19 protein-coding genes are annotated in these 24,605 nt (G+C 36.0%); 7 read left to right on the top strand and 12 right to left on the bottom strand.

The genetic code is table 11. The annotated features are described in order from the left end of the window. Window positions 1-10 precede the first annotated feature (10 nt). The 6 genes from ric to AAYQ05_RS17260 form a co-directional block, all read right to left on the bottom strand. The gene (gene ric, locus AAYQ05_RS17285) at window positions 11-742 is read right to left on the bottom strand and encodes an iron-sulfur cluster repair di-iron protein (RefSeq protein ID WP_343544744.1); all 732 of its coding nucleotides are present in this window, start codon (window positions 740-742) and stop codon (window positions 11-13) included. 29 nt (window positions 743-771) lie between these two features. Then, window positions 772-2,286 (bottom strand): L-aspartate oxidase, encoded by a 1,515-nt coding sequence (nadB, locus tag AAYQ05_RS17280; protein WP_343544634.1) that lies wholly within the window; start codon window positions 2,284-2,286, stop codon window positions 772-774. A gap of 29 nt (window positions 2,287-2,315) precedes the next feature. Further along, complete coding sequence (nadA, locus tag AAYQ05_RS17275; protein ID WP_343544633.1) at window positions 2,316-3,248, bottom strand: quinolinate synthase NadA; 933 nt, start codon at window positions 3,246-3,248, stop codon at window positions 2,316-2,318. A 192-nt stretch (window positions 3,249-3,440) separates the two neighbouring features. Then, entirely contained in the window at window positions 3,441-5,438 is a 1,998-nt protein-coding gene (locus AAYQ05_RS17270; RefSeq protein ID WP_343544632.1) for a TonB-dependent receptor, read from the bottom strand. A gap of 62 nt (window positions 5,439-5,500) precedes the next feature. Then, entirely contained in the window at window positions 5,501-6,349 is an 849-nt protein-coding gene (locus AAYQ05_RS17265) for a hypothetical protein (RefSeq protein ID WP_343544631.1), read from the bottom strand. A 75-nt stretch (window positions 6,350-6,424) separates the two neighbouring features. Continuing rightward, window positions 6,425-6,793, bottom strand: a complete 369-nt coding sequence (locus AAYQ05_RS17260) for a hypothetical protein (protein ID WP_343544630.1) — start codon at window positions 6,791-6,793, stop codon at window positions 6,425-6,427. 127 nt (window positions 6,794-6,920) lie between these two features. Here AAYQ05_RS17260 and AAYQ05_RS17255 point away from each other — a divergent pair, with 127 nt between their 5' ends. The 7 genes from AAYQ05_RS17255 (at window position 6,921) to AAYQ05_RS17225 (ending at window position 13,658) form a co-directional block, all read left to right on the top strand. After that, window positions 6,921-7,409 (top strand): c-type cytochrome, encoded by a 489-nt coding sequence (locus AAYQ05_RS17255; RefSeq protein ID WP_343544629.1) that lies wholly within the window; start codon window positions 6,921-6,923, stop codon window positions 7,407-7,409. 32 nt (window positions 7,410-7,441) lie between these two features. After that, the gene (nosZ, locus tag AAYQ05_RS17250) at window positions 7,442-9,415 is read left to right on the top strand and encodes a Sec-dependent nitrous-oxide reductase (RefSeq protein WP_343544628.1); all 1,974 of its coding nucleotides are present in this window, start codon (window positions 7,442-7,444) and stop codon (window positions 9,413-9,415) included. Between the two features lie 90 nt (window positions 9,416-9,505). After that, window positions 9,506-10,471, top strand: a complete 966-nt coding sequence (locus AAYQ05_RS17245) for a nitrous oxide reductase accessory protein NosL (RefSeq protein WP_343544627.1) — start codon at window positions 9,506-9,508, stop codon at window positions 10,469-10,471. Between the two features lie 81 nt (window positions 10,472-10,552). Continuing rightward, window positions 10,553-11,785 (top strand): nitrous oxide reductase family maturation protein NosD, encoded by a 1,233-nt coding sequence (locus AAYQ05_RS17240; protein WP_343544626.1) that lies wholly within the window; start codon window positions 10,553-10,555, stop codon window positions 11,783-11,785. Then, on the top strand, window positions 11,782-12,504 hold the full coding sequence (locus tag AAYQ05_RS17235) for an ABC transporter ATP-binding protein (protein WP_343544625.1): 723 nt from the start codon (window positions 11,782-11,784) through the stop codon (window positions 12,502-12,504). Before AAYQ05_RS17240 ends, AAYQ05_RS17235 begins: the two co-directional genes overlap by 4 nt. Next, window positions 12,488-13,255, top strand: a complete 768-nt coding sequence (locus tag AAYQ05_RS17230) for an ABC transporter permease (RefSeq protein ID WP_343544624.1) — start codon at window positions 12,488-12,490, stop codon at window positions 13,253-13,255. The genes AAYQ05_RS17235 and AAYQ05_RS17230 overlap by 17 nt, the downstream gene beginning before the upstream one ends. Window positions 13,256-13,286: 31 nt before the next feature. Next, on the top strand, window positions 13,287-13,658 hold the full coding sequence (locus AAYQ05_RS17225) for a group III truncated hemoglobin (protein ID WP_281632766.1): 372 nt from the start codon (window positions 13,287-13,289) through the stop codon (window positions 13,656-13,658). A gap of 132 nt (window positions 13,659-13,790) precedes the next feature. Here the strand turns inward: AAYQ05_RS17225 and AAYQ05_RS17220 are convergent, their stop codons facing one another. The 6 genes from AAYQ05_RS17220 to AAYQ05_RS17195 all read right to left on the bottom strand — a co-directional run bounded on the left by AAYQ05_RS17220 (window position 13,791) and on the right by AAYQ05_RS17195 (window position 24,489). Then, complete coding sequence (locus AAYQ05_RS17220) at window positions 13,791-14,387, bottom strand: Crp/Fnr family transcriptional regulator (RefSeq protein WP_281632765.1); 597 nt, start codon at window positions 14,385-14,387, stop codon at window positions 13,791-13,793. A 250-nt stretch (window positions 14,388-14,637) separates the two neighbouring features. Continuing rightward, window positions 14,638-15,948 carry an OmpA family protein gene (locus tag AAYQ05_RS17215; RefSeq protein WP_343544623.1) on the bottom strand — a complete coding sequence of 437 codons (1,311 nt, stop codon included), beginning with the start codon at window positions 15,946-15,948 and terminating at the stop codon, window positions 14,638-14,640. A 29-nt stretch (window positions 15,949-15,977) separates the two neighbouring features. Then, the gene (locus AAYQ05_RS17210) at window positions 15,978-22,655 is read right to left on the bottom strand and encodes an MBG domain-containing protein (protein ID WP_343544622.1); all 6,678 of its coding nucleotides are present in this window, start codon (window positions 22,653-22,655) and stop codon (window positions 15,978-15,980) included. 11 nt (window positions 22,656-22,666) lie between these two features. Beyond that, on the bottom strand, window positions 22,667-23,263 hold the full coding sequence (locus tag AAYQ05_RS17205; protein ID WP_343544621.1) for a phage tail protein: 597 nt from the start codon (window positions 23,261-23,263) through the stop codon (window positions 22,667-22,669). A 7-nt stretch (window positions 23,264-23,270) separates the two neighbouring features. Beyond that, window positions 23,271-23,867 carry a phage tail protein gene (locus AAYQ05_RS17200; protein ID WP_343544620.1) on the bottom strand — a complete coding sequence of 199 codons (597 nt, stop codon included), beginning with the start codon at window positions 23,865-23,867 and terminating at the stop codon, window positions 23,271-23,273. 10 nt (window positions 23,868-23,877) lie between these two features. Further along, window positions 23,878-24,489 carry a phage tail protein gene (locus AAYQ05_RS17195; RefSeq protein ID WP_343544619.1) on the bottom strand — a complete coding sequence of 204 codons (612 nt, stop codon included), beginning with the start codon at window positions 24,487-24,489 and terminating at the stop codon, window positions 23,878-23,880. Window positions 24,490-24,605: the final 116 nt, after the last annotated feature.

Here is a 24,605-nt window from a genome sequence, read left to right as displayed (position 1 = left end):
TCATTTTTATTTATGACACTTTTTCAAATGTTTTTTCGAGCTCAATTGCTTTTGGAAACAAGATGTTGTTTTCCAGATGAATGTGCTTTTTTAAATCTTTGTCAAATTCTTCTAACATTAGAAAAGCTACTTTATAAGTGTTGCATGAGTCAACAGGCGGTGTGTAATTATTGGTTAATGCCGCAATTCTTCTAAAGCGCTGCCCTTCTGTAACATGATCATCTTTTAAGGTTACAATTGGCGCTTCAATAGATAAAAAAGGCGGTGTTTCCAGTTCTGTACCTTTACTGTGTGCGGCTTTCATTTTTTTAATAAAAGGAAAAACAACCAACTCTTCTCTTTTCATATGAGCCGTGAGATCCAAATACGTTTTTGAAAAAATAGTATGAATTTCATGTAGCTCAGGATGAATCGCACCGTGAACACCGCATAATTTATTTAAATATTCTAAAATGATAGGAGACTTTTCTGTAACATATCTATGATGAGTTTTTGTTATATAATCTGCAATCATGTCTGCAGACCAGCTTTTATAATCAAAAGACTGATTGGCAGAACTGCTTCTTGCTTTTTCAATATGCTCTATAAGAACACTTTCTTCTATATCTCTTTTTTTGCAAACTTCTTGGATAGTTCGGTATCCTTTGCAGCAAAAATCAATATGAAATTTTGTAAAAATGGCTGCTGTTTTGAAATCATCTGCGACGATTTCACCAATGGTTGTTTTGCTTGTTAGTTTCATAATGGTTGGGGTATAGATTAATTTTGGTTTCAGCATATTTTTTGGTCTGCTGCAGCTTTACATTGTTTAATGATCAATAAAGAAGCCGCAATCATGTTTGAAAATTCGATAAATGGAATCGTAATTTCGTGTGCTTCTGTAAGCGAAACGGCATAATTATGAAGCTCTTTTATTTTTTCAAAAGCTAATTCAGCATCACGTTCTTCACTTGTATAAAATGAAGTAACCAGTTTTTGCAATTCTTTTTTAAGTATTTCAAAAGCAAGATAATCATCAACTTGATGTGCCTTTGGAAATTTCGGAATTAGTATTTGTGATGAAAAGATAAATTCGGCAATAGTTTTATCTACATTTTCTGAAGCCTGATGTGCAAAGACCAAACCTTCAAGAAGAGAGTTTGATGCGAGACGATTTTTACCATGAAGACCTGTTCTAGCGCATTCCCCAATTGCGTAAAGATTTTTTATTGACGTAACTCCATTTTGATCTACTTTAATTCCACCACACTGATAATGTGCTGCAGGAACAACAGGAATCAGATCTTTTTCTGGACGAATTCCTAACTCATTGCAATGAGCTGTAATTACAGGAAATTGATTTGAAAAAGCTTTTGGATCTAAATGTCTGCAATCTAAATAAACATGACTTTTTCCGCTTATTTGAAGTTCTTTACTAATGGCATTTGAAACCATATCTCGCGTAGACAATTCACCTCGGATGTCATATTTGAATAAAAATCTTTTTCCTTCCTCATTTACAATATGTGCGCCAAAGCCTCTAACAGCTTCAGAAATCAAAAACAGCGGATTTTCTTTTCCTGTATATAAAGCTGTTGGATGAAACTGAATGTACTGCATATCGACAATTTCTGCGCCAGCACGAGCCGCAATTGCCAATCCGTCTCCTGTTGCTATTTTCGGATTTGTTGTGTTTTCAAAAAGCTGACCGCATCCGCCTGTGCATAAAACAACAGTTCTTGCTCTAATGTATTTAATTCGATTGTGTTTCTTTTCAAAGAAAAATGCCCCGGTACAAGTAGTTTTAGCTTTTTTTGTTTCGGTATTTAAGTCAATGACCATATGATTCTCTAAGAGCTCAATATTGGGCATTTTCTTGATTATTTTGAGCAGTTTCTGCTCGATTTCCTGTCCGGAGCTATCTTTATGATGCAATATTCTGTGTTGTGAATGCCCGCCTTCTAAACCCAGATCCCATTGTCCTTTTTCATTTTTATCAAAAGAAGCGCCTATTTCGATTAATTCTCGAAGTCTGTCAGGAGCTTGTTTGATAACCATATTAACTACTTCTTTGTCACATAGGCCGCCTCCAGAACGAAGTGTATCATGTATATGTTTGTTAAAACTGTCTTTTATAAGGTCTGTTACTACGGCAATACCGCCTTGAGCGAGTTGCGTATTGGTATTTTTGGCTGTTTCTTTCGTCATTATAACAATAGATAAGTCTGGACGTTTTTTTGCCGTTTTCATAGCAAAAAATAATCCTGAAATACCAGAACCGATGATAAGTATATCTGTTTTAAGCATGTTATTTTGATTTAAGGTTATTGCGTATTTTATGATAATTCGAGCATTCTTTTAATAGGCTTTAAGGCTTCTATTCTCAGCTCATCTTTAATTAGCATTTCTGGCCTTTCATTTTTGAGGCACAAATACAGCTTTTCGAGTGTATTCATTTTCATATAGGCACATTCACTACAGGCACAGGTATTATCTTCTGTGGTAGGAGCCGGAATCAGCGTTTTATCAGGTACAGCTTTTGAAAGCTCATGCAGGATACCGGCTTCTGTGGCCACAATGAAAACGGCAGCAGGATCCGTTTTAATGAAATTAATAATTCCCGAAGTTGAGCCAATGTAATGTGCTGCTTTTAAAATATGGTCTTCAGATTCAGGGTGTGCTGCAATTTTTGCAGTCGGGTTTTTGTTATATATTTCAATTAGTTTGTCTAATGAAAAGGCTTCATGTACAACACAAGAGCCTTTCCATAAGACCAGTTCGCGTTTGGTTTCTTTTTGAAGATATTTGCCCAAGTTTTCATCTGGAGCAAATATGATTTTTTGTTCTGCTGGTATAGATTCGATTATCTTTTTTGCATTTGCCGATGTGCAGACTAAATCGCTCATAGCTTTTATTTGGGCAGAACAATTGATGTAAGTAACCACAATATGATCGGGATGCTGTTCTTTGAATAATTTAAATTCTTCAGGCGGACAGCCATCAGCAAGCGAACAGCCAGCGTTCCAATCGGGCAGTACTACTTTTTTGTTTGGGTTTAAAATTTTTGCTGTTTCTGCCATAAAATGAACTCCTGCAAAAACAATAATATCTGCATTTGTATTTTGAGCTTTTTTTGCCAGTTCAAGACTATCTCCAATAAAATCTGCTATTTCCTGAATATCCTCATCTTGATAATAATGAGCTAGGATAACAGCATTTTTTTCCTTTTTCAATCGGATTATTTCCTGTACTAAAAAGTTCTTGTTCATTTTTTTTCTTTGTATTTTCGGCTTTGCCAACCTATAAAGCTGTTGGGTATTTATTTTTTTAAGCTTGTATCAAAATATATTTTAATACATAATTTTAATAGGGTAAATATATTATCATCATTTTTTTCAAAACATGATTCTAATCATACTGTTTTACATTTGTTTTTATATGTTAACCTGATTGATTGGATTTTAATGAAAATTGAATGTGAGATTTACAAAGACATTTCGTCCCATTCGCGGAATTTTATTCCAGTCGGCATAAGTGGTGTAATATTTGTCAAAAATGTTTTCTACACCAGTTTGTATTTTTATTTTGTTTTGGCTCCAATTGAAAGTATAGCCTGCATTAAGTCCAAAAATAAGATAATCTTGAGTTTTAGTTTGTCCGTACACTTTTGCAAATTCATTTTGAGCCAGATTTCCTAAAACATTAATTCCAGCATTAAAATTTTCTTTCTGAAAATCGATTCCAGCGCTGTATTTAATCGGACTTATAAATGGCAAATTATTTCCTTCATTATCTTTTCCAAAACTATAAGTCAGTTGCGATTTGAATTGCCAATTTTCCAGAAAATCATAAGTCAGATTAAAATCAGTGTTGAATATTTTGGCATTGTCAATGGCTTCATATCTTTTTACTCCAGAAGCACCAATAGTCATAGGAAGTGTATTAGGATCAATTTTACCTATTATATAGTTTGAAAAATAGAAGTAGGATCCTGTGATTTTTGCTTTGATTTGCGATGTTTTATACCCAACAGAAAAGTTTCCTTCGAGAGCATTTTCATTTTTTAGATTGGGATTTCCGATATAATCATAAAAATCACTGCTATTATACAGATAAAATCCGTAGCCTTCAGAAACCGAAGGAGCTCTTTCGGCATAAGCCAAACCAAATCCGAACTCAAGCTGTCCTTCATTTTTGGTATAATTTGTGGCAAAGCTTTTTAGAAAACGGTTTTTTGAAGCATCCATATCAGGGTAAAAAATTCGGAGACTCGCTAATCCGAAATCATTTGCTACGGTATTATTCTGGAATCCGAGATTTGCGCCAATTCTCATATGATCTTTTTCGGAAATAGTAATATTATCTTCTAAAGACAATCCGTTGTACAAAGTTCTGACATCCGGCCACGTATACATAAACATCAGATTTTCGTTAGGATCTGAAGGATACATTGTCATCTCTGCAATTGACTTATTGTAAAAACCATTCAAGTCGGCTAGAAAACTATGGTTTTTAATTTTTCCGTTAATTCTCGAATAATAACCATAAGTATCAGACCATCCTGGCATATCCATGTGTATCGGTACGCTTGGTCTTTTGGTATCGTCCATTTTGTGGGTTATAGAATTGAAATATCCTTTTGTTTCCCAGTTTGTTATAAGGTTAGATTTTGGAAGATATTTATAACTTAGAGATACAATTTTAGCTTCGGCGAAAGAAACATCCATAGGAAGGGCAGGGTAGCCCACATTTGTCGCTTTGTCATAAATTACAGAAGCTTCCAAGAGATTTTGTTTGTTAATAAAATATCCTGCACTGGTAGAAATATTGTATTTGGTAAATTGAGAAAAACTGATTTCTTTATTGCCTCCTGCTTTATAATTATCGGCATCACGATGCATAAAATCGATATGGGTATAAAATCTAGAATCATTATAGCCTAAAGACGCACCAATAATTTTTTGAAGATTATTGCTTTCAAAACCAGAATTTAAACTGCCGTTCCAGCCTGTATTTTTATCACTAAACTGATTGCGTTTTAAATCGACAGATCCGCCAATTCCGGCACCGTGACAGCTTGCCTGCTGTCCAGATGCTACGCTGGCTTCGGCCAAATTTGAAACCTCAACATAAGAAGTAATCGGATCCATTTTGTCGGTACAGGCGCCAAATATGCGCATTCCGTCAATCGTAATCACGGTACGTTCTGTAGCCATGTTATTTATAACAGGTTCCCAGGCATACGCCCCTCTTTTAATCATATTTACTTTTGATGATTTTGAGAGATACTCTTCTACAGAGGTTAATGATTTTGATTGTTTTAGATGTAAAGAAGGTTTACTTCCAATGACAATTATTTCGTTAAGCTTTACGGTTTCAATACTATCATTTGGTTTTTCCTGCGCCCAGCATATTGTTGAAAATACAGCCAAGAAGGTTGCTGTTAGATTTTTCATCATTTCTTACTTTAATAGAAAGAGACAAATTGTTTTATGTCTCTTTCTGATTGTTTTTTTTAGATTTAAAATTCAATTTCAAAATAGAGACTACTTTCTGTTTTGTCAGCAGTAATAGCTTCTCCTTTTAGAATTTCATCTTTTTCATTGAGAACCTGCAGATTTATTTTCCAATATCCTGTCATGGTTAGAGATAGTTTTCCTTTATAGAATCCATTGGTTTCAGATTGAAGCAAATCTGTATTGTTTGGAGAACCATGATTACCCATACTTGGCATTCTTGGATCGATTTTGATTTTGAAATTATTTACAGCCTCAAAAGTCATCATATCCTTCATTTTGTAAATTCCTACTGTCATGTCGTTTATTGCCACTTTTGGAGAAGATGGTGCGATATAGGCAATTACATAATTGCTTCCGTCGCTTCCTTTAAAAGAGCTTACAGTTCGTTTTGCCGATGCAGGAACATTTATTTTGTCTGCTGCAGTATACGCAACATTATTAACGGTGTAATTAAAACTGAGTTCCCAATACTCTGTTGCATTTTGTGCCATCTGAAAAATGATATCGCCTTCGTACAAAGTCTTTTTGTCTGATGCTTTAGTAACAACTGATTTAGGACAAGAATGCTGCATCATGCTCATGTGCATAAGCGGTGCCCATTCAAGTTTAGCATCGGTAATATAAGTACTGGTTTTCTTGTCTTTTATTCGAAGTGAAATATGATTGTAACCCTGCACCAAAGAACCTGTTGATGAGAATAATTCTATTATATGAGTGTCATTTGCGATTTCCTGTATTTTATGAAGTCCGCTTGTTTCATCAACTGGAGTTGAAGAAGAATTGTCGTCAGAAGAGCAAGAGAATGAGGTAATTGCTAGAAATAAAATGGCTGTGTATTTTAAAATTTTCATGAGATTTTAATTTAAATAATGATAATAAAAGGTCTGCCGAATGAATTCGATAGAAGGAAAAGAATGAAATAAAAATCAAATGAAAATTGGAGGGCGCAAGATATTGACAGCCTCTAAATGAGAATATAAGTTGTTGTAAAATGCATTTACTATAAAAGTAGGAGCTCTATTTTTTTCAAAAGAAAATACTGGGATTTTTACAATAAGCAGAACCACAGTTTCTGTTGTTTCACTTTTCTTTTCGTTAGAAGCTGGTGTGTCATTTTTATAGCTTTTTGCTAATTCTTTTTTCAAATGACATTTTCCGTTACAATGAAGTTCAGGGGCATTTTTGTTTTCGCATAATTCAGTTGCAATGTAATGGTAGTTGACCACATAATCCAGAAATGGAAATGCTGGACGAAATACCACTGCAAACAAAAATATGTAAATGCAAAATTTCATTGCTTGTTGATTTTTGAGAATACGAAGGTATTATGAACTTTTTTTTGAGGATATGATTGTAATCATACTTTGAGAAAAACAAGTTTTGGAATTTTGATCAAAAGTTTAACAAGTAAAAAACAAAGTAATGAACAAACTATTCTTATTAACAATGTTTGGTTTTGTCCTGCTAACATCATGCGGGAAAGAAAAGTCAAAGACCGATCAGGATTTTTCTACTCCAACTGCAGCTGAGAAAACAGCTGAAAAAACAGCTGATGCAGAATCTTACGATCCAAAAAGAGGTCTTGGGAAGTATGAAACAGTTGAATTAGGAGCTTCTTTGGATAAAGTATTAGCTGAAAAAGGGCTTAAGACTGCCGAAGTAAAATGTACCTCCTGTCATAAACCAACAGATGAAAAATTAGTTGGTCCGGGATGGAAAGGGGTAACAGAAAGAAGAACACCTCAATGGATCATGAATTTTATTACCAATCCAGACCCAATGATTGATAAAGACCCAGAATTGCAAGCGCAATTAGAGCTTTGCATGATTCGTATGCCTAACCAAGGGTTAACAGAAGATGAAGCAAGATCTATTTTGGAATATATGCGCCAGAATGATGGAGTGAAATAATTAAAAGGAATCAAAATCAAAATAATAGCCTTATGAAAAATAAATTTTTAAAATCGATTTTCGTTGTTACGTTAGGGTGTGCTTTGTTTGTTTCGTGCAAACCGAAAGATTCTACAGATGCTGTTGAAGGCGATGCGGCCCAAAAAGTGTATGTAGCACCCGGAAAATATGATGAATTCTACAACTTTGTATCGGGCGGTTTTAGCGGTCAGGTCAGTGTTTACGGACTTCCGAGCGGAAGATTGCTAAAGGTAATGCCGGTTTTTTCTCAAGATCCGCAAAGCGGTTATGGTTACAGTGAAGAAACAAAACCAATGTTGAATACTTCACATGGTTATGTGCCTTGGGATGATCAGCATCACTTAGATTTATCACAAACCAATGGAGAAGTAGATGGACGATGGATTTTTGCTAATGCGAATAATACGCCACGTATTGCGCGTATTGATTTGAAAACGTTCAAAACAGCAGAAATTATTGAGCTTCCAAATTGCGGAGGAAATCACTCTTCGCCATTTATTACCCAAAATACAGAATATGTGGTAGGAGCCAGCCGTTTTAGTGTTCCTGCGGATAATGACAATGGAGATGTTCCAATTAATACGTACAAGAAAAACTTTAAAGGATATTTAAGTTTTGTGAAAGTTGGAAAAGAAGGAGAATTGGATCTTGCTTTCCAAATCGTAGCTCCGGGTGTTAATTTTGACCTTAGCCACCCTGGTAAAAAAGAATCTCATGGTTGGTTTTTCTTCTCATGTTATAATACAGAACAAGCCAATACCTTATTGGAAGTTAATGCTTCTAAAAATGATAAGGATTTTATCATGGCGGTAAACTGGAAAAAAGCAGAAGAATATATTAAAGCTGGAAAAGGAAAACGAATTCCTGCAAAATATGCCCACAATACTTGGGATGAAAAAACTCAAAGTGCTAAATCTGAAATTAAGAATGAGGTTCTAACTCTAGACGCTTCAGAGCTTAAAGATATCTGTTACATGATTCCATGTCCGAAATCACCACACGGCTGTGATATTGATCCAACAGGAGAATATATTGTAGGTAGTGGAAAATTAGCAGCTTTAATTCCTGTATTCAGTTTTACAAAATTAAAAGACGCGATTGCTAAAAAACAGTTTGATGGCAATTATGCTGGAATTCCGGTTGTGAAATATGAAGCTGCTCTTCATGGAGAAGTTCAAAAACCTGGTTTAGGACCTCTTCACACAGAATTTGACGGAAAAGGAAATGCTTATACCACAATGTTCGTTTCGTCTGAAGTGGTTAAATGGAACATCAAAGACTTAAAAGTTTTAGACAGAAAAGCAACTTATTATTCTCCTGGACACTTAATGGTTCCTGGTGGAAATACAGAAAAACCATTTGGAAAATACATGGTGGTTTACAATAAAATTACCAAAGACCGTTACTTGCCAACTGGTCCAGAATTGGCACAAAGTGCTCAGTTGTTTGACATCAGCGGAGATAAAATGAAATTGCTTCTGGATTTCCCGACTATTGGAGAACCGCACTACGCACAAGGTATTCCAGCAGATAAAGTTAGAAATAATGGACAGCTGAAATATTATGATATTGCAGCCAACAAACATCCTTTTGCGACTAAAGGTGAAAAAGAATCTAAAGTGGTTCGAGAAGGCAATAAAGTGCATATTTATATGACTTGTATTCGTTCGCACTTTGCCCCAGATAATATCGAAGGAATTCGTGTAGGAGATGAAGTATATTTCCATGTTACCAACCTTGAGCAAGACTGGGATGTTCCTCACGGATTTGCCATAAAAGGGGCAAACAACGCTGAATTGCTAATCATGCCAGGAGAAACCTTAACATTAAAATGGGTTCCTGAGAAAAAAGGAATCTTCCCATTCTATTGTACAGACTTCTGCAGTGCACTGCACCAAGAAATGCAAGGATATGTGCGAGTTTCGCCAGCAGGAAGCAACGTTCCGATTACTTACAGCGTAGGTACCAATTTACCAAAAGAATAGTCAGTAACCATAAGGGAACAAAGTATTCTTTGTTCCCTTTTATTTTGAATTATTATGAAAAATAAAAAACTATCCCCTTTTTCCAGAATAATGCTCTTTTTATCAGGACTTTTATTGATTGGCGCTATTTTTTTTCCAATCTGGAAAATCGAGCTTACAGCACCACAATATCCAGAAGGTTTGGTTTTAAAACTTCATGCTTCTAAAATTTCTGGTGATGTAGATATTATAAACGGATTGAATCATTACATTGGAATGAAAACTCTGCATACAGAGGATTTTATTGAGTTTAAAGTGCTGCCTTTTATTCTTGCAGGATTAGGAATTGTTTCAATTGCTTGTGCATGGAAATCAAATAGAAAAGCACTCTTTATTTTCTTCTTTTCTTTTGTGATTTTTGGAATATTATCTGCTTGCGATTTCTACAGATGGAACTATGAATATGGACATAATCTAGATCCGAATGCTGCTATTAGAGTTCCTGGAATGGCATATCAGCCACCAATGCTTGGCTACAAACAGCTGTTAAATTTTGGTGCTTATTCAATTCCTGATATTGGAGGTTGGATGCTGATAGCAGTGGGAGCTTTGCTGTTTGCTGCTATTATAAAGGAAAAATATACTAAACCCTCTGGTCGGCTCTTGGGCGTTTTGCTGGTTCCTGCTTTTCTTTTTTCATGTTCTGGAGACAAGGCTGTTCCTATTAAACTAAATACAGATAATTGTGATTTCTGTATGATGGGAATTAGTGACGGAAGACATGGAGCCGAAATTATTACGGAGAAAGGAAGGGCGTACAAGTTTGATGATATTGCTTGTATGGCACATTATGGTAAAGAGCACAAAGACACCAAAATAAAAGCATATTACGTACACGATTACAACAAAAATAATGAACTCATTAAGGCAGAAAATGCCTTTTTTGTTTCGGGTGGCACGATAAAAAGTCCGATGAACGGAAATATTGCCGCTTTTTCTAATAAGAGTGAGGCAAAGGCTTTTGAAGCACAGTCAAAAGGACTTGAAATAGAATGGACGGCAATTTTGAATAACTAGAAAACCGAAGCTTCGGGAATATGTTTCTATGTCTTGAAAATAATGATTCCTAAAAGGGCGTCTTAATTAAAATCTTAAATCATGAAATTTCATTTTTGCCTTTCATTCCTATTGTTTTTTAATTGTCTCTGGTCTCAAAAGATTGAAGTAGGTTCAGATAAGTCAGTTAAAACAATTAAAAAGGCAATAGAACTTGCCAAATCTGGTGACACCATTATAGTCAATAAAGGCATTTATCGAGAAGGCAATATTATTATAGATAAAAAATTAATTCTACAAGGAAAAGACTTGCCAGTTCTGGACGGACAGCAAAAATATGAAGTAGTTTCAATAAAAGCCGACAGCGTAATTTTTTCTGGATTTAAAGTGATCAATTCAGGATATGCTTCCCTTAATGATCCCTGTGGAATAAAAATATATGATAAAATCGGAGTTGTCGTAAAAGACAATTTTTTAGAGAATAACTTTTTCGGAATTTATGTTCAGAAAGGATCAAACTGCATCGTAAAAAATAATACTATAAAAGCCTATCAAAAAGAAGAACAGCGTATCGGGAATGGTATTCATTGTTGGAAAAGCGATAGCATGCAGATTATAGGAAATAGAATTTCGGGACATCGTGACGGAATTTATTTTGAGTTTGTTTCTAATTCTGTTATCTGGCGAAATGTATCTAAAACCAACATTCGTTACGGATTGCATTTTATGTTCTCCAATGATGATGCTTACATCGGCAATGTTTTTAAAAATAATGGCGCTGGAGTGGCGGTTATGTTTACTAGAAATGTAAAAATGTTTAACAATTATTTTGAAGAGAATTGGGGTGATGCCGCTTATGGTTTATTGCTCAAAGAAATTTCAGACAGCTATATTGTTGGAAATAAATTTATCCGAAATACTTCTGGAATTTACATGGAAGGAACAAGCCGTGTAAAACTGGAACGAAATATTTTTAAAGACAACGGCTGGGGAATGAAAGTACAGGCAAGCTGTATGGATAATGTAATTTCGTTTAATAATTTTCTTTCCAATACTTTCGATATCAGTACTAATGGAAGCCTTGTTCTAAATCATTTCAATAATAATTATTGGGATAAATATGAAGGCTACGATTTAAATCGGGACGGAATTGGCGATGTGCCTTTTCATCCGCTGAGTCTTTTTGCTGTTATTACAGAAAACAATCCGTCGGCTATGCTTTTGTTCCGAAGTTTTATGATTACGCTTTTGGATAAATCAGAAAAAATCTTGCCCAGTATAACACCCGATAATTTTGTCGATGAATCTCCCGAAATGAAATCTTTTGTACTATGATTACTTTAAAAAATATAAATAAAAAATTTGGAAGGCTACAGGTTTTGCAAGATGTTAACCTTGAGTTTAAAGCTGGAGAATGCATTGCACTTATAGGTCCGAATGGTTGTGGAAAAACAACTTTGATAAAATCGATTCTTGGAATGGTATTGCCTGATAGTGGTGATATTTTACTTCATGAAGAGTCTATTTTAAAGAAGTTCGAATATCGAAATAAAATAGGTTATATGCCCCAAATTGGCCGTTATCCTGATAATATGACCATTTCTCAGATTATAGAAATGATCAAGCAGATTCGGAATTCGAAGAAGGAATTGGATGAAGATTTGATAAAAGCTTTCAAATTGGATAAAATGAGCGACAAACAAATGAGGACGCTTTCTGGGGGAACAACGCAGAAAGTAAGTGCAACATTAGCTTTCCTTTTTAACCCAGATGTTTTAATTCTAGACGAACCGACTGCAGGACTAGATCCATTGGCAGCTGAAATCTTGAAGGAGAAAATCATTAAAGAGAAAAACAAAGGAAAATTAATCTTGATTACTTCGCATTTGCTAAGTGAACTGGACGATATGATTACTCAAATCATTTTTATGCAGGACGGAAAAGTACATTTTCATAAAACTATAAAAGATCTTTTGGAATCAACTGGAGAAACTAAAATTTCAAAATCTATTGCCACAATATTAAAAGAAAAACAGCATGAACAGAATAATTAAAATAGTCTTACTGGATATTCTTAAAAACAAGATTGTTGTGAGTTATGCATTAATTCTAGCATTGCTTTCTTGGGGATCTTTTATGCTGGAAGATAATACAGCCAAAGGTTTATTGACTGTTTTGAATGTTATTTTATTCACAGTTCCGCTGGTATCGATACTTTTTTCAACCATTTATATTTACAACAGTTCCGAGTTTATAGAACTGTTACTGAGCCAGCCTATCAAAAGAAAAAAAATCTGGATTAGTTTGTTTACGGGACTTTCTATAGCGATGCTTTTAGCTTTTTTTCTGGGAGCAGGAATTCCTCTTTTATTAAATGCGCCAGGAATGGCAGGATTGATGATGCTGCTGTCTGGAAGTCTAATTTCGATTGTTTTTGTATCGCTGGCTTTTTTGAGCTGTATTTTAACTCGAGATAAAGCAAAAGGAATAGGTCTGGCAATTTTATTTTGGATGTATTTTGCGATACTATTTGATGCGATTGTATTGTTCCTTTTGTTTCAGTTTGCAGAATACCCAATTGAAGAAGCTATGGTTGGTGTTACAGCATCAAGTCCAATTGATTTGGCTAGAATACAAATACTGTTGCATCTGGATCAGTCGGCCATGATGGGTTATACTGGAGCCATTTTCAAAGATTTTTTCGGAACAACTGTCGGGTTGCTGATTTCTTTTCTGCTGCTTGTTTTGTGGATTGCTGTTCCGTTTGTAATTTCGGTTAGAAAATTTGACCGTAAGGATCTTTAATCTTTTATTATTTATTCAGAACAAAAGAAATATGAAAACAGATATTAAAAATAAAGATGACATAATTGTATTGGTCGATTCTTTTTACTTAAAGGTAAAATCAGATTTGACTATAGGATACTTGTTTACAGATGTGGCGATGGTCAATTGGCAAAAACACCTCCCGATTATGTATGATTTTTGGGATAACATACTTTTTCATACAGGAAATTTTGATGGTAATCCTATGTTGAAACATCGAATGTTAGATCAGAAAAGTGCGCTAACAGAAGCTCATTTTAAACATTGGACAAAACTTTGGAAAAAGACAGTAGATGATTTGTTTGAAGGAGAAAAAGCCGATGAGATAAAAGTAAGGGCAGAAAATATTTCAAAATGGATGATGAACAAAGTCATTTCTTAATACAAAAACGGGAACTTTTTAAAGCTCCCGTTTTTATTTTTAAAGATATTAGAACTGAATTAATAATTTCTTTTACTCTTATACAAATAAAGAAAAAATAGAATTGTTTGGGTATGATTCAAATCATAAGCATTAATAAAATAATTTATGATCTACGATTTCAATTTTTTTGTTCTTGTTCATAAGAGATAATGTTCGTATTACGGTTTCTACGCGAAGACCTGTAAAATCTGCAATTTCTTGTCTAGTATACGGAATTTTCATTTTTGTACATGACGCGATATCATGCTGTTTTTTTAAGTTATCTAAAAAATACTGAATGCGATGCTCCGGTTTATGATTGACTATATTTTTAGAAAAAACAATTTTATTATAGATTTTCCATGCAAATAATTTGAGTATCTTAAATTGCATTTCGGGGTTTTCTTCAAGAAAAGAAAAAAAGTTTGTTTTGGATAATTTCAAAATAACGCAGTCCGTCTGGGCAATTGCTGAAGCGGGGTAGGGCTGCCCGATAAAAAGTGGCGGTTCGCCAAAACTATTTCCGTTATTAAAGATGCCAACAGTTAAATCTTTACCATCTTCATTGGTATAACTCATTTTTACAGTTCCTTCTAAAATTTGAAAATAGGAAAGAGCAACATCATTTTCAAAAAAAATAATGGTGTTTTTAGGAACCTTTTTGGCTACAGCTCCCCATGTGTAAAGCAAATCAGTATCAATGTGCATAGCGAAACAATTAATACGTTATAAGGAATTGGTTAAGTGTTTGGTATTGTTTTAATTAAAACAAATGAAGGAATTAAAAAAGAAAGAAAATATGATAATTGTTAGCTTTTGAATTGTTTTTTAAATAAAAATTTACTCAAATGAAATTTGGAAAGTAATGTGCGATAATGTAGCGTTTTATGAAAATGAAAAAGCATGATGAAGAGCTAAACTCTTGCATCATGCTTTATACAATTGCAGATTAAAAAAATTATTGTGCGTCTATCAGTATAAGCGAAACCCTTCTGTTTAAAGGTTTATTTTCTGCTGGAGTATTAGGAACCAAAGGCTCGCTTTCTCCTTTTGAAAATAAATGCATACGGTTAGATTCTATTCCTTTATTTTTTAAATACTCGGCAACAGCTTCGGCTCTTTTCATTCCAATTTCAAGATTGCGTTTTTCTGTTCCGATATCGCAAGTATATCCAGTAATATTCAGTTCTGTATCTTGATTTGATTTTAAGATTTTAGCAATTTCATCTAATCTTGAAGCAAGTTCTGGCGTTACGCTTGTATTTCCAACTTCTTGAAACGCGAGAGGTTTTTCAACATAGGTTTTTTCAGGAGCTGAAAGTTCTTTTTTGGCTGGCGAAGTTTCAACAGCTTTTTGCTGTACTGGAGCTTCCTGCTGAACTTGAACTGTCTCAGTAACTGTTTCTGCTTTTGGCTGAACTGGTTCTTGTCTGGTTTTTGCTAATGAAAAGCCTAATTTCAACTGAATGCCAGCAGATAAATAACGGCTTTCCTGAACTATTTTACTATTTCCAATTGTGCCGTTTGCCTGAATATTGTCAAGCCCGTTTGGATCGTATGCCACGATATTGGTGCTTGGCGTTTCTTTTGCTAAATCGGTTAAACCGTAATCAACGTACAAACCAGTGTAAAGCTTAGTTTTCTCTTTTAATTTGAATGTAAGACCAGTTTCAAAACTTAACATAAAAGCTGGATCTAAGCTTACCGTTGTTTTATCCTGCCAATTGGTTACTTTGCCAAATCCGTGAGAAGGCAGATCATCAATCAAAAGATTTAAATCTGGATAATAACCGCTCAGTTGCAACTCAGAAGCAGAAGCTTTTACTGTTTGTTTTCCAGGAAACATAATTTTTCCTCCAAATCCAAAATACAATTGTGTCTGAGAAGCAATTGAGGTTCTGTATTGCATCATTAGCGGAATCGCTACACCAATAAAATGCTGTTCTTCTTTATAGTTAGTTGGTGTTACGTGATACTCAAATGCAGAAGTCTGGTCGTCTACTTCATAAGTTGAAATTGTGGTTCCGTTGTTCAATTTAAAACTATTTTGATTGTACGTAACATCAACTCCTGTTGAGATTCCCCAGTGATCGCTGAAGAAATAGGTGTATCCAACACCTATTCCTCCGCCAAATTTCAGTTTACCGTCTCCAATAGTACTATCATAGAGAATACCCGACGGACCGCCATTAATTTTAAAATTAATTTCCTGTGCTTTTATTGTGACGCTAAACAGCAGTAGTATAGCTATAGTGGTTTTAATCTTCATTACTTGTAATTTTAAATTAAATCTCATTTTTATTTAACCAATAAATTGATTGTTTTAAGCTGACCATCGGCCAGTTTAAGAACCACAATGTATAAGGCTGCCTGCGACGGAGCAATAATCTGATTTTTGGCTTTTGCATTTGAAATAGTCTGCAGTAATTTTCCTGTGATGTCATAAATAACTATCTCAGATCCGTTTAGTTGAGATTCGCTAAAATCACACTCTAAAGTAAATTCTGCTCTTGGTCTAACTGGGTTTGGATAGATTTTGATTTTCTTGCTGAACGCCGTTCCCGTAGTCTCAGTTGGACAAGATTTAATTGAATTTCCGTTTTTATCTTTTGCAATTACATGATAAGTACCATTTAAAGGCTGAATTTCGCTGTAATACTGACGGGTAGCGCCAGATATAGCTGTTCCGTTTTTATACCATTGCCAAGCCACAAAATTATTTGATTTGTTGTCAAAGAGCAGAACATTTGCCCATTGCTGTATAACAAGTCCGGACTGGCTTATTTCTAATGGCTTAACTATAGCTGTCGCTGCATTATGATTTTCGTCGCCATTTTGTGTTGCAGTAATGGTTGAGTTTCCTGATTCTATAATGTTTAATGTCGATCCAGAAATTGTACCCAATGCTGCATTTGCAATGGCATAAGAAACTGGTAAACCGCTGTCGGTTGTTGCAGTTAAAGCCACACTATTAGAATCGGCACAGCCAAATTCTAGAGTCTGATTCCAAGTTATCGTTTGGTTAGCTTTTGTAATTTCAAATTCTGCTCCAGTAAAAGCAATTACGTAATCTGCACCAGCATTGATTGTTCCTAATTTGATGTTGTATTTTCCAACATTTTCTCCAGCATCTCTTGTAAGTAGACCGCTAAGTATTGCGTTTGTGTCTCCGTTAGCAAAACCTGAAGCAGTATAATTGAATACAGGATCAGCTGTACCATACACTTTTGTATGTCCTGTTGTAGCAGTTATAGTAAGAGTATATTTTTGTGTTGTAAAATTTACTTCGTTTCCATAATTGACAAAACCATTACTGTTTACAGCATACGTTCTAACATAGTAAGTTCTATTTCCTCTTAATCCAGATAGAGAATTTGTAAATATTCCTAATGTTGCTGTAGCATTAATTCTAGTGTCGTCAATTGTTGGATTGGCATGCTGTGCATATACAAAACCAACCTCTGTTAGACAAGATCCATTATCTGTGTTTATTCCGTCAGAAGATGCTGTACCAGATAAAGAAGCGCCAGTTACTGTTATTTCTGAAATAGCATTCGTATTTAAAACAACTGGATTAGCAGGCTGCATTATTTTGACAGTTGCAGAAGCGGAGCAAGAATTCGCATCTGTAACCGTTACAGTGTAAGTTCCCGCAGTAAGATTAGTTGCAGTTGCTGCATTTCCACCAAATGGCAACCAAGAATAAGAATAAGCACCTGTACCACCTGTTACGCTTACTGTAGCTGATCCGTTATTTCCATTATGACAAGATACGTCTACAGGAGTTGTGGTTAAATTTAAAGCATCAGGTTCCGTAATAGTAATGGTATTGGTAACAAAACATAAATTCTCATCTGTAACCGTTACAGTATATATTCCGGCAGTAAGACCAGTTGCGGTTGCAGTATTTCCACCAGATGGAGACCAAGAGTATGTGTAAGTTCCAGTTCCTCCAGTTGCAACTACAGATGCCGTGCCGTTATTACCACCGTTGCAGGAAACATTGGTATGTGTGTCTGATGCTGAAAGGGCAGAAGGCTCAGTAATCTGTACAGACTCTGTTACAAAACATCCATTTGCATCGGTCACTGTAACAAAATAAGTGTTTGGACTTAATCCTGTTGCAGTAGCATCAGATCCTCCAGATGGTGACCATGAATAGGTGTAAGGAAAGGTTCCTCCAGAAGGAGTTACAGTTGCCGTTCCGTTATTTGCCTGATTACATAAAACATCTGTTTTGGCTATCGTTGCTTTAAGAACAGGTGGTTCAGCTATAGTTACAGTTGCCGTAGTCTGACATAAATTGGCATCTTTGACAGTAACTGTATATGTTCCTGCTGCTAAACCAGAAGCAGTCGCATTAGTTCCTCCTGATGGTGCCCAAGAATAGGTATAAAGACCTGTTCCTCCAGTTACATTTACTGTTGCAGATCCGTTAGAACCTCCATTACAAGAAACATCAGTTTGAGATGTTGTAGCAATAAGTGCATCAGGTTCTGTTATGATGACACTTTGTGTTTTCGTACAAGAGTTAGCATCTTTTACGGTTACAGTGTAAGTTCCCGCTTTAAGACCAGTTGCAGTAGCTGTTGATTGGACAGGTGTTGTATTCCATGAGTAAGTATAAGTTCCAGTTCCTCCGGTTGCTGAAACACTTGCAGAACCATTGTTTCCGCCATTGCAGCTAACATTTGTTTTTGCTCCCGGTGTTATTACAATAGCTGACGGTTCATTGATTGTAAAGTTTTTTACAATAGAACAGCCATTGTTAGCGGTAATTTTTACAGAATAATTTCCTGCAGCTAGGTCATAAACTCTACTAGTGTTTCCTACATTTGGAGTCCATTCGTAGGTAAACGGTCCAGGAGCTCCTGATGGAACAACCCAAGCAGAGCCTGTACTTGCTCCATTGCAAAGTACATCAGTTTTATCAGCAGTAGCGACTACAGTATTGGTTGTATTGATGGTAACGTTTCTGATAATAGAACAACCATTCCCATCTGTGATTGTACAGTGATAAGTACCAGCTGATAATCCGCGTGCAGTAGCAGCAATCCCTCCAGAAGGTGCCCAAGAATAGCTATAACCTCCAACACCTCCAGATGGTATTACTGTGGCTTCACCACCCGTAGAACAAGTAGCATCTATTTGAGTTGTACTTGCGTTTAGTGCAGAGGGTTCACCAATGATAAACGTTTTGGTAATAAAACAGCTGTTAGCATCTGTAATTTTACAAGTGTAAGTACCAGCAGAAAGTCCAGTAGCCGTAGCTCCCGTTTGTCTAGATGGAGTCCACAAATAGGTCAGGTTGCCAGAACCGCCAGATGCGCTAACAGTTGCAGTTCCAGTCGCTCCGCCATTGCATAAAACATCTGTCTGAGATTGTGTTGCGTTTAAAACTGGTGGGTCTATAAAGGTAAATCTTTGTGAAGTCTGACAGTTGTTAGCATCATTTATTGTTACAGTATAAGTTCCTGCTTGAAGACCAGATGCAGTTGCTGCACTTCCTCCAGATGGAGCCCAAGAGTAAGTATAAGCTCCAGTTCCTCCAGTAACATTTACAGTTGCTGTACCATTTGATCCGCCATTGCAAGAAATATTGGTTTGACTTGAAGTTATTGTAAATGCAGGTGGTTCAGATATAGGGAAATCAAGTGTTTTTACACATTGGTTTGCATCTTTTACGGTTACAGTATAAGTTCCGGCAGAAAGTCCAGTTGCAGTTGCAGTTGTCTGGATAGGATTAGTATTCCAAGAGTAAGTATAATTTCGTGTACCGCCTGAAGCAATCACTTGAGCTGTTCCATTAGCACCTCTATAACAAGAAGTATTATTTACAGTGCCTTTTGCAAGCGTGAGTGCACTTGCTGGCTGTCCTATTGTCACACTAGCTGTATTGGAACATGAGTTTTCATCTGTCACAGTTACACTGTAAGTTCCTGCTATTAATCCTGTTATAGTGGCTGTATCTCCTCCATTAGACCATGAGTATGTATAGGAACCAGTTCCACCAGTTGCAGTTGCAGTTGCTTGACCAGTTGCATCACCAAAACAAGCTATGTCAACTTTCGGTGTAAGTATAGTAATATAGTTAACAGTTAAGGTTGCATTACTTGAAGTAGCTGAAGGGGGACATGTTCCGCCAACGACAGCTCTATATTTATATCCGTTAAATGCCGCAGGCGCCCCAGTTATAGTTAGGGTAGAAGTAGTAATACCACTGTAAGGAGCGTTGTTTTGCACATCGACAAATCCTCCACCTTGACCATTATCTACCTGCCACTTGTATGCTGTTGCATTTGATGCAGTTACTGAAAAAGTAGTAGTGCCACCAGAGCAGATAGCTATTGATGAAGGGTTTGATGTAATAGCAGGAGCAGCATTTACAGTAAGCTTTGCACTGTTTGAAGTGGCTGGAGGGGTACAAATGCCGGCTGCTATAGCTCTGTATGAATACCCGTTCATTGCCACTGTCGCTCCAGTTACTGTAAGAGTTGCGTTATTTACTCCAGAATAAGGCCCACCGTCTGATATATTGGCAAATCCATCACCTTCACCTTTGTCTACCTGCCATTGATATATTGTTGCATTAGAAGCAATAGCAGTAAAGGTAGTATTAGCTCCTTGGCACACAGAGCTTGCAGAAGGCTGTCCTGTTATAGAAGGCGCAGAATTTATTGTTAAGTTTACATTAACTGAAGTTGCGGAAGGATTACATCCTCCTGTCACTACTACTCTATATGCATAACCACCTAGTTCGGCAGTTGCTCCATTTATTGTAAGAGTAGAGGTAGTAACACCAGAAAATTGAGCATTGTTTGATATAGCGTTAAATCCTGTCCCTTTATCTACATACCATTGGTATCCTGTTGCATTAGATGCTGTAACAGAAAAAGCGGCATTGTCACCAATACAAACTGATGTAGATGAAGGCTGTGTTGTTATAGACGGAGCAGAATTTACAATTAGTGTAGCATTGTTTGAATAGGCGGTAGTGTTACAGCTATTTGTTGCCAAAGCTCTATATACATTGCCTCTCATTGCTGCTGTTGCCCCAGTTATTGTAAGAGTAGTACTAGTAACACCAGAATATGGACCACCATTTAAAATGTCTCCAAATCCACTACCTTCATCTACTTGCCATTTATATGAAGTTGCATTAGTTGTATTTATATTAAAGGTAGTACTGCCGCCTGTACAGATTGTATTCGAAGAAGGTTGTGAAGTTATTGCAGGTACTGGAGTTATAGTCCCAGATAATGCTACATTTTTTGTTGGAATTCCCGTAGAAGAAACAGTTAAATTTCCAGAGGGTGTTCCTGTGGCTGTTGCAGCGATACGTATAAATATGTTTCGATCGGTTACAATACCACCGGAAGGTGTGATAGATAAGTTAGGGGTGTAAGAACCTCCAGCCGTTGTTGCTATTTCAAAGCCTGCCGGAGCAGATAAATCTAAATTTGAAGATAACTGACCAGCTTTTACTCTAAAGCTCTGTGGAGAAGAAGGTAAATTTGGACAAGAAGTAAATCCGCTTAGTGAAGTTACATTAGTAGAAGCTCCTGGAGATTCTGCTATTACTACTGTTTGCGTGCTGGTACACGCAAAGTTATCTGTAATAGTAACGGTATATGTCATTGGAGCAAGACCGGAAGCTGTAGCACGAGTACCACCGCTAGGAGCCCAAGAATAAGAATAGTTTGAACTGCCTCCAGATACAGTAACTGTTGCTGTACCATTGTTGGCTCCATAAGCACTTGGGGTGTTAGCCGAAACATTGCTGATAATTTCTGGAGAAACGGTCAAAACAGCCGAACTTGTAGTAATAGAGCACGAGCCATTTGAAGCGATACAGTAATATTTATATCCGTTTATACTTGAGTTTACATTCGATATGCTTAATGTCTTTGTAGTAGCATTGGAGAATGAAGGAGATGTGCCTCCATTGGAAACAGGAGTTATAATACCAGCTGCATCTTGATACCATTGGTAAGAAGTTGCTCCCAAATCAGTAATGCTAAAGGTAGTATTTGATCCAAAGCATACTACTTTGCTTACAGGTGATTGACTTACTATTGGTGAAGGAGTTATTGTGCTTGACACAGCAACAGTAACGCTTGGCGCTCCTAGTGATGCAATGACAATATTTCCTGATGGATTATTGTTAGCGCTCGAATTTGTACGTACATATATCTGAGTAGGAGATAGTGTTGAACCGCCTGAAGCTAAGGTAATGCTAGAAGTAAAATTACTGCCTGAACTTAGAGAAATTTCATAACCCGTTGGAGGCGTAATTGTTACATTGCTATTTAAATTTGTGCCAGAAACAGTAAAGGATTGTTGCGCAGAAGGTGTGCCTGAGCACGCTGCAAAAGTTGGCAAATTAGCAGGTGCAGTAATTGTCGAGAGAATCTTTTCCCATTTCATAGCATCAAGTGCAACATACTCAAAGGTTCCGGTAGTACTTATTACATATTCATCTATTATCGCATTAGAATAATCGAAACCTCCATAAGTACTCAAATCTATGTTCGTGTAACCATTACTAATTGAGTTGTCAATATTAAATCCAGAATTTCCAGTTGTGGTAAAGACAGTAGATCCGTTTAGTTTTCCTGTTATTGTGCAAGTTCCTGCTCCAGTATCTAAATCTGATTGTCTCAGAAGTAGATAAATTGACTTTAATTTAAATGGAGAAGAAGTGCTTTTAATTGTAAATTGAACTGGAATGCCAATATCTGCGGTATTTGAATTGTCAATATATTTATTATCGGGAGCTGTACCGCTCCATCCTGTTCCGCCATAAGCTGATATTGCAAATGTTCCTCCCTTTTGTGAGGTAATATTAAAAATTACGTTATTATCTGTAAAAGAAAGACTACCAGTACTTTCTGTCTCAAATGTTTCTGTCGATTGAGCAAAAATGGAACTAGAAAAGACGAATATGACCAGTATTATAGAGTATATTTTTCTCATGTTGTCTGTTTTTAATTACTACGTGGGAATATGCCCTGTAAGGCTATTATATAGTTAATTGCTGTGTAAGGTTGCATCACATTTATGGGTAAATTATTACCAACAGGAGTTGAACTTACAGGAGCCAAAGTAGTGTTTGGTGTCTTTTCATTATAACCCAACACATCTCTTGTTATATTGTTTACCGTTATAGAAGGAGATGCAATAGAAGAGTTGGTGGAAGCAACGTTTGCTGTTGCTTTTGCAGAACTCACTTTGATATTTCCGGTATGTGTGTGTGTGGGTAAATTATTGACTGTTAAAGTAATCGATTCTGATCCGTCTACTGTTCCTTCAGGTGAATTGGACGATGCTCCTATTGCGACACGACCTCGGTAATCTGGCAAGGCAAATGTCGTTATGCCATCACCGCCATAAGTGGTGCCTATTAAAGTGTATAATATTTCATTACCGCTAATTTGTAAAGCACTTCCATCACAAATATGCCATCCTAGTGGAGCATAATTACCAGTGAAAAGTCTAATTTCTCCTATGTAACATTCGACTTGTGCTTGAATTGCTTTTGTGGATAGAAAAAGAACAAATATTAAAATGTATTTTATTTTCATATTTTTATTAATTGTGAGATGGATAAATTCCGTTAACTGCTATACAATAGTTACCTGACAAACTAGGCTGAAGTGCAACAGGACTTCCTGCTCCAGAATTTGATAGGGATAAACTTGTAGCTGGAAGTGTAACATTTGCAGAAGATGAATTGTAATAATTAATATTTCGATTAGAATTATTAAAGTTTTGGAAAGGGGCAGCCAATGATACGGCTGATGAAGGTACCTTTGAATTTGCTGTAGCCGAAGATGCTTTTATTGTAACCGAATGTACATGAGGAGGCAAATTAGCCGTTTTTATAGTATTATTTCCAGCTTTTGATTGTCCTAAAGTGGTGTTAGTTTGATCAACTCCAATAGCCATTTTATTTCTAAGATCAGGAAGCATAAAAGTTGTTGTTCCATTGCCGCCGTAGGTGATACCTAAAATACTAAATAAAGCTTGGTTTGAATTTATGGACAAAGTTTGCCCTTCGCATTTCATCCATCCTTTTGGAACGATTTGGCCGGGAAACAATCTTATTTCGCCCACAAAAGGAATCTGTGCAAAAGTTGATTTAGCTAATAGTACAAGAATAATGAGTAGTAAGTATTTTTTTTTCATATGTTTAAATTTATGGACGTGGAGGATAAGTAGCATTCAAGGAAATGATATAGTTTAGTCCAAGAGCTGGTCTTGATAGCTTAACCGCATTTCCTGAACCTGTGGGAGTAGTAGTAATAGTTTGAATATCTATATTGCCTGCACCAGAACTATATCCTGAATTGGCAACAAAAGTTCTACCCGAATTTATTCCTGAAACTGCAATGCTTGAGCTCGAAGAGGGAACGGTTGTAGAAGCATTTTCGTTACTAACAGTAATTGATGCAGAATGAGTATGATAAGGCATCTCATTAGGTAAAATAGTTATTAATTCTTGGCCACCTGTTTGCCCTACAACGTAAAGCGATCCGCTGTCTGACTGTCCAGCACCAATAGGAACTCGGCTTCGTAAATCTGGAAGATTAAACGTATTTTTTCCGTCACCGCCATAACTTATGCCAATGATAGAATACAGAGTGGGGTATTGGCTTATTGGTAATGTGCGACCATCACAAAATGCCCAGCCAGCAGGTGCATAATTGCCAGCAAAAAGACGAATTTCTCCTGTGTATTCATCTACTTGAGCAAATAGAAAACTCGTAAAAAATAATAGCACAAAAGTTAGAAAGTAGTTTTTTTTCATAAGTAAATATTAGTGTTAATTGCAAATAGATTTTTTATTCCGACCTAATATTAGAATGTTAAAAAATGATTATTCGCAAAAAGTTAGTTTTTAATTTCTTTAATCAATTGATGTTT

Source organism: Flavobacterium movens, from assembly GCF_039581425.1.
Lineage (GTDB): Bacteria > Bacteroidota > Bacteroidia > Flavobacteriales > Flavobacteriaceae > Flavobacterium > Flavobacterium luteolum.
This window is presented reverse-complemented; position numbering and strand designations above follow the sequence as displayed.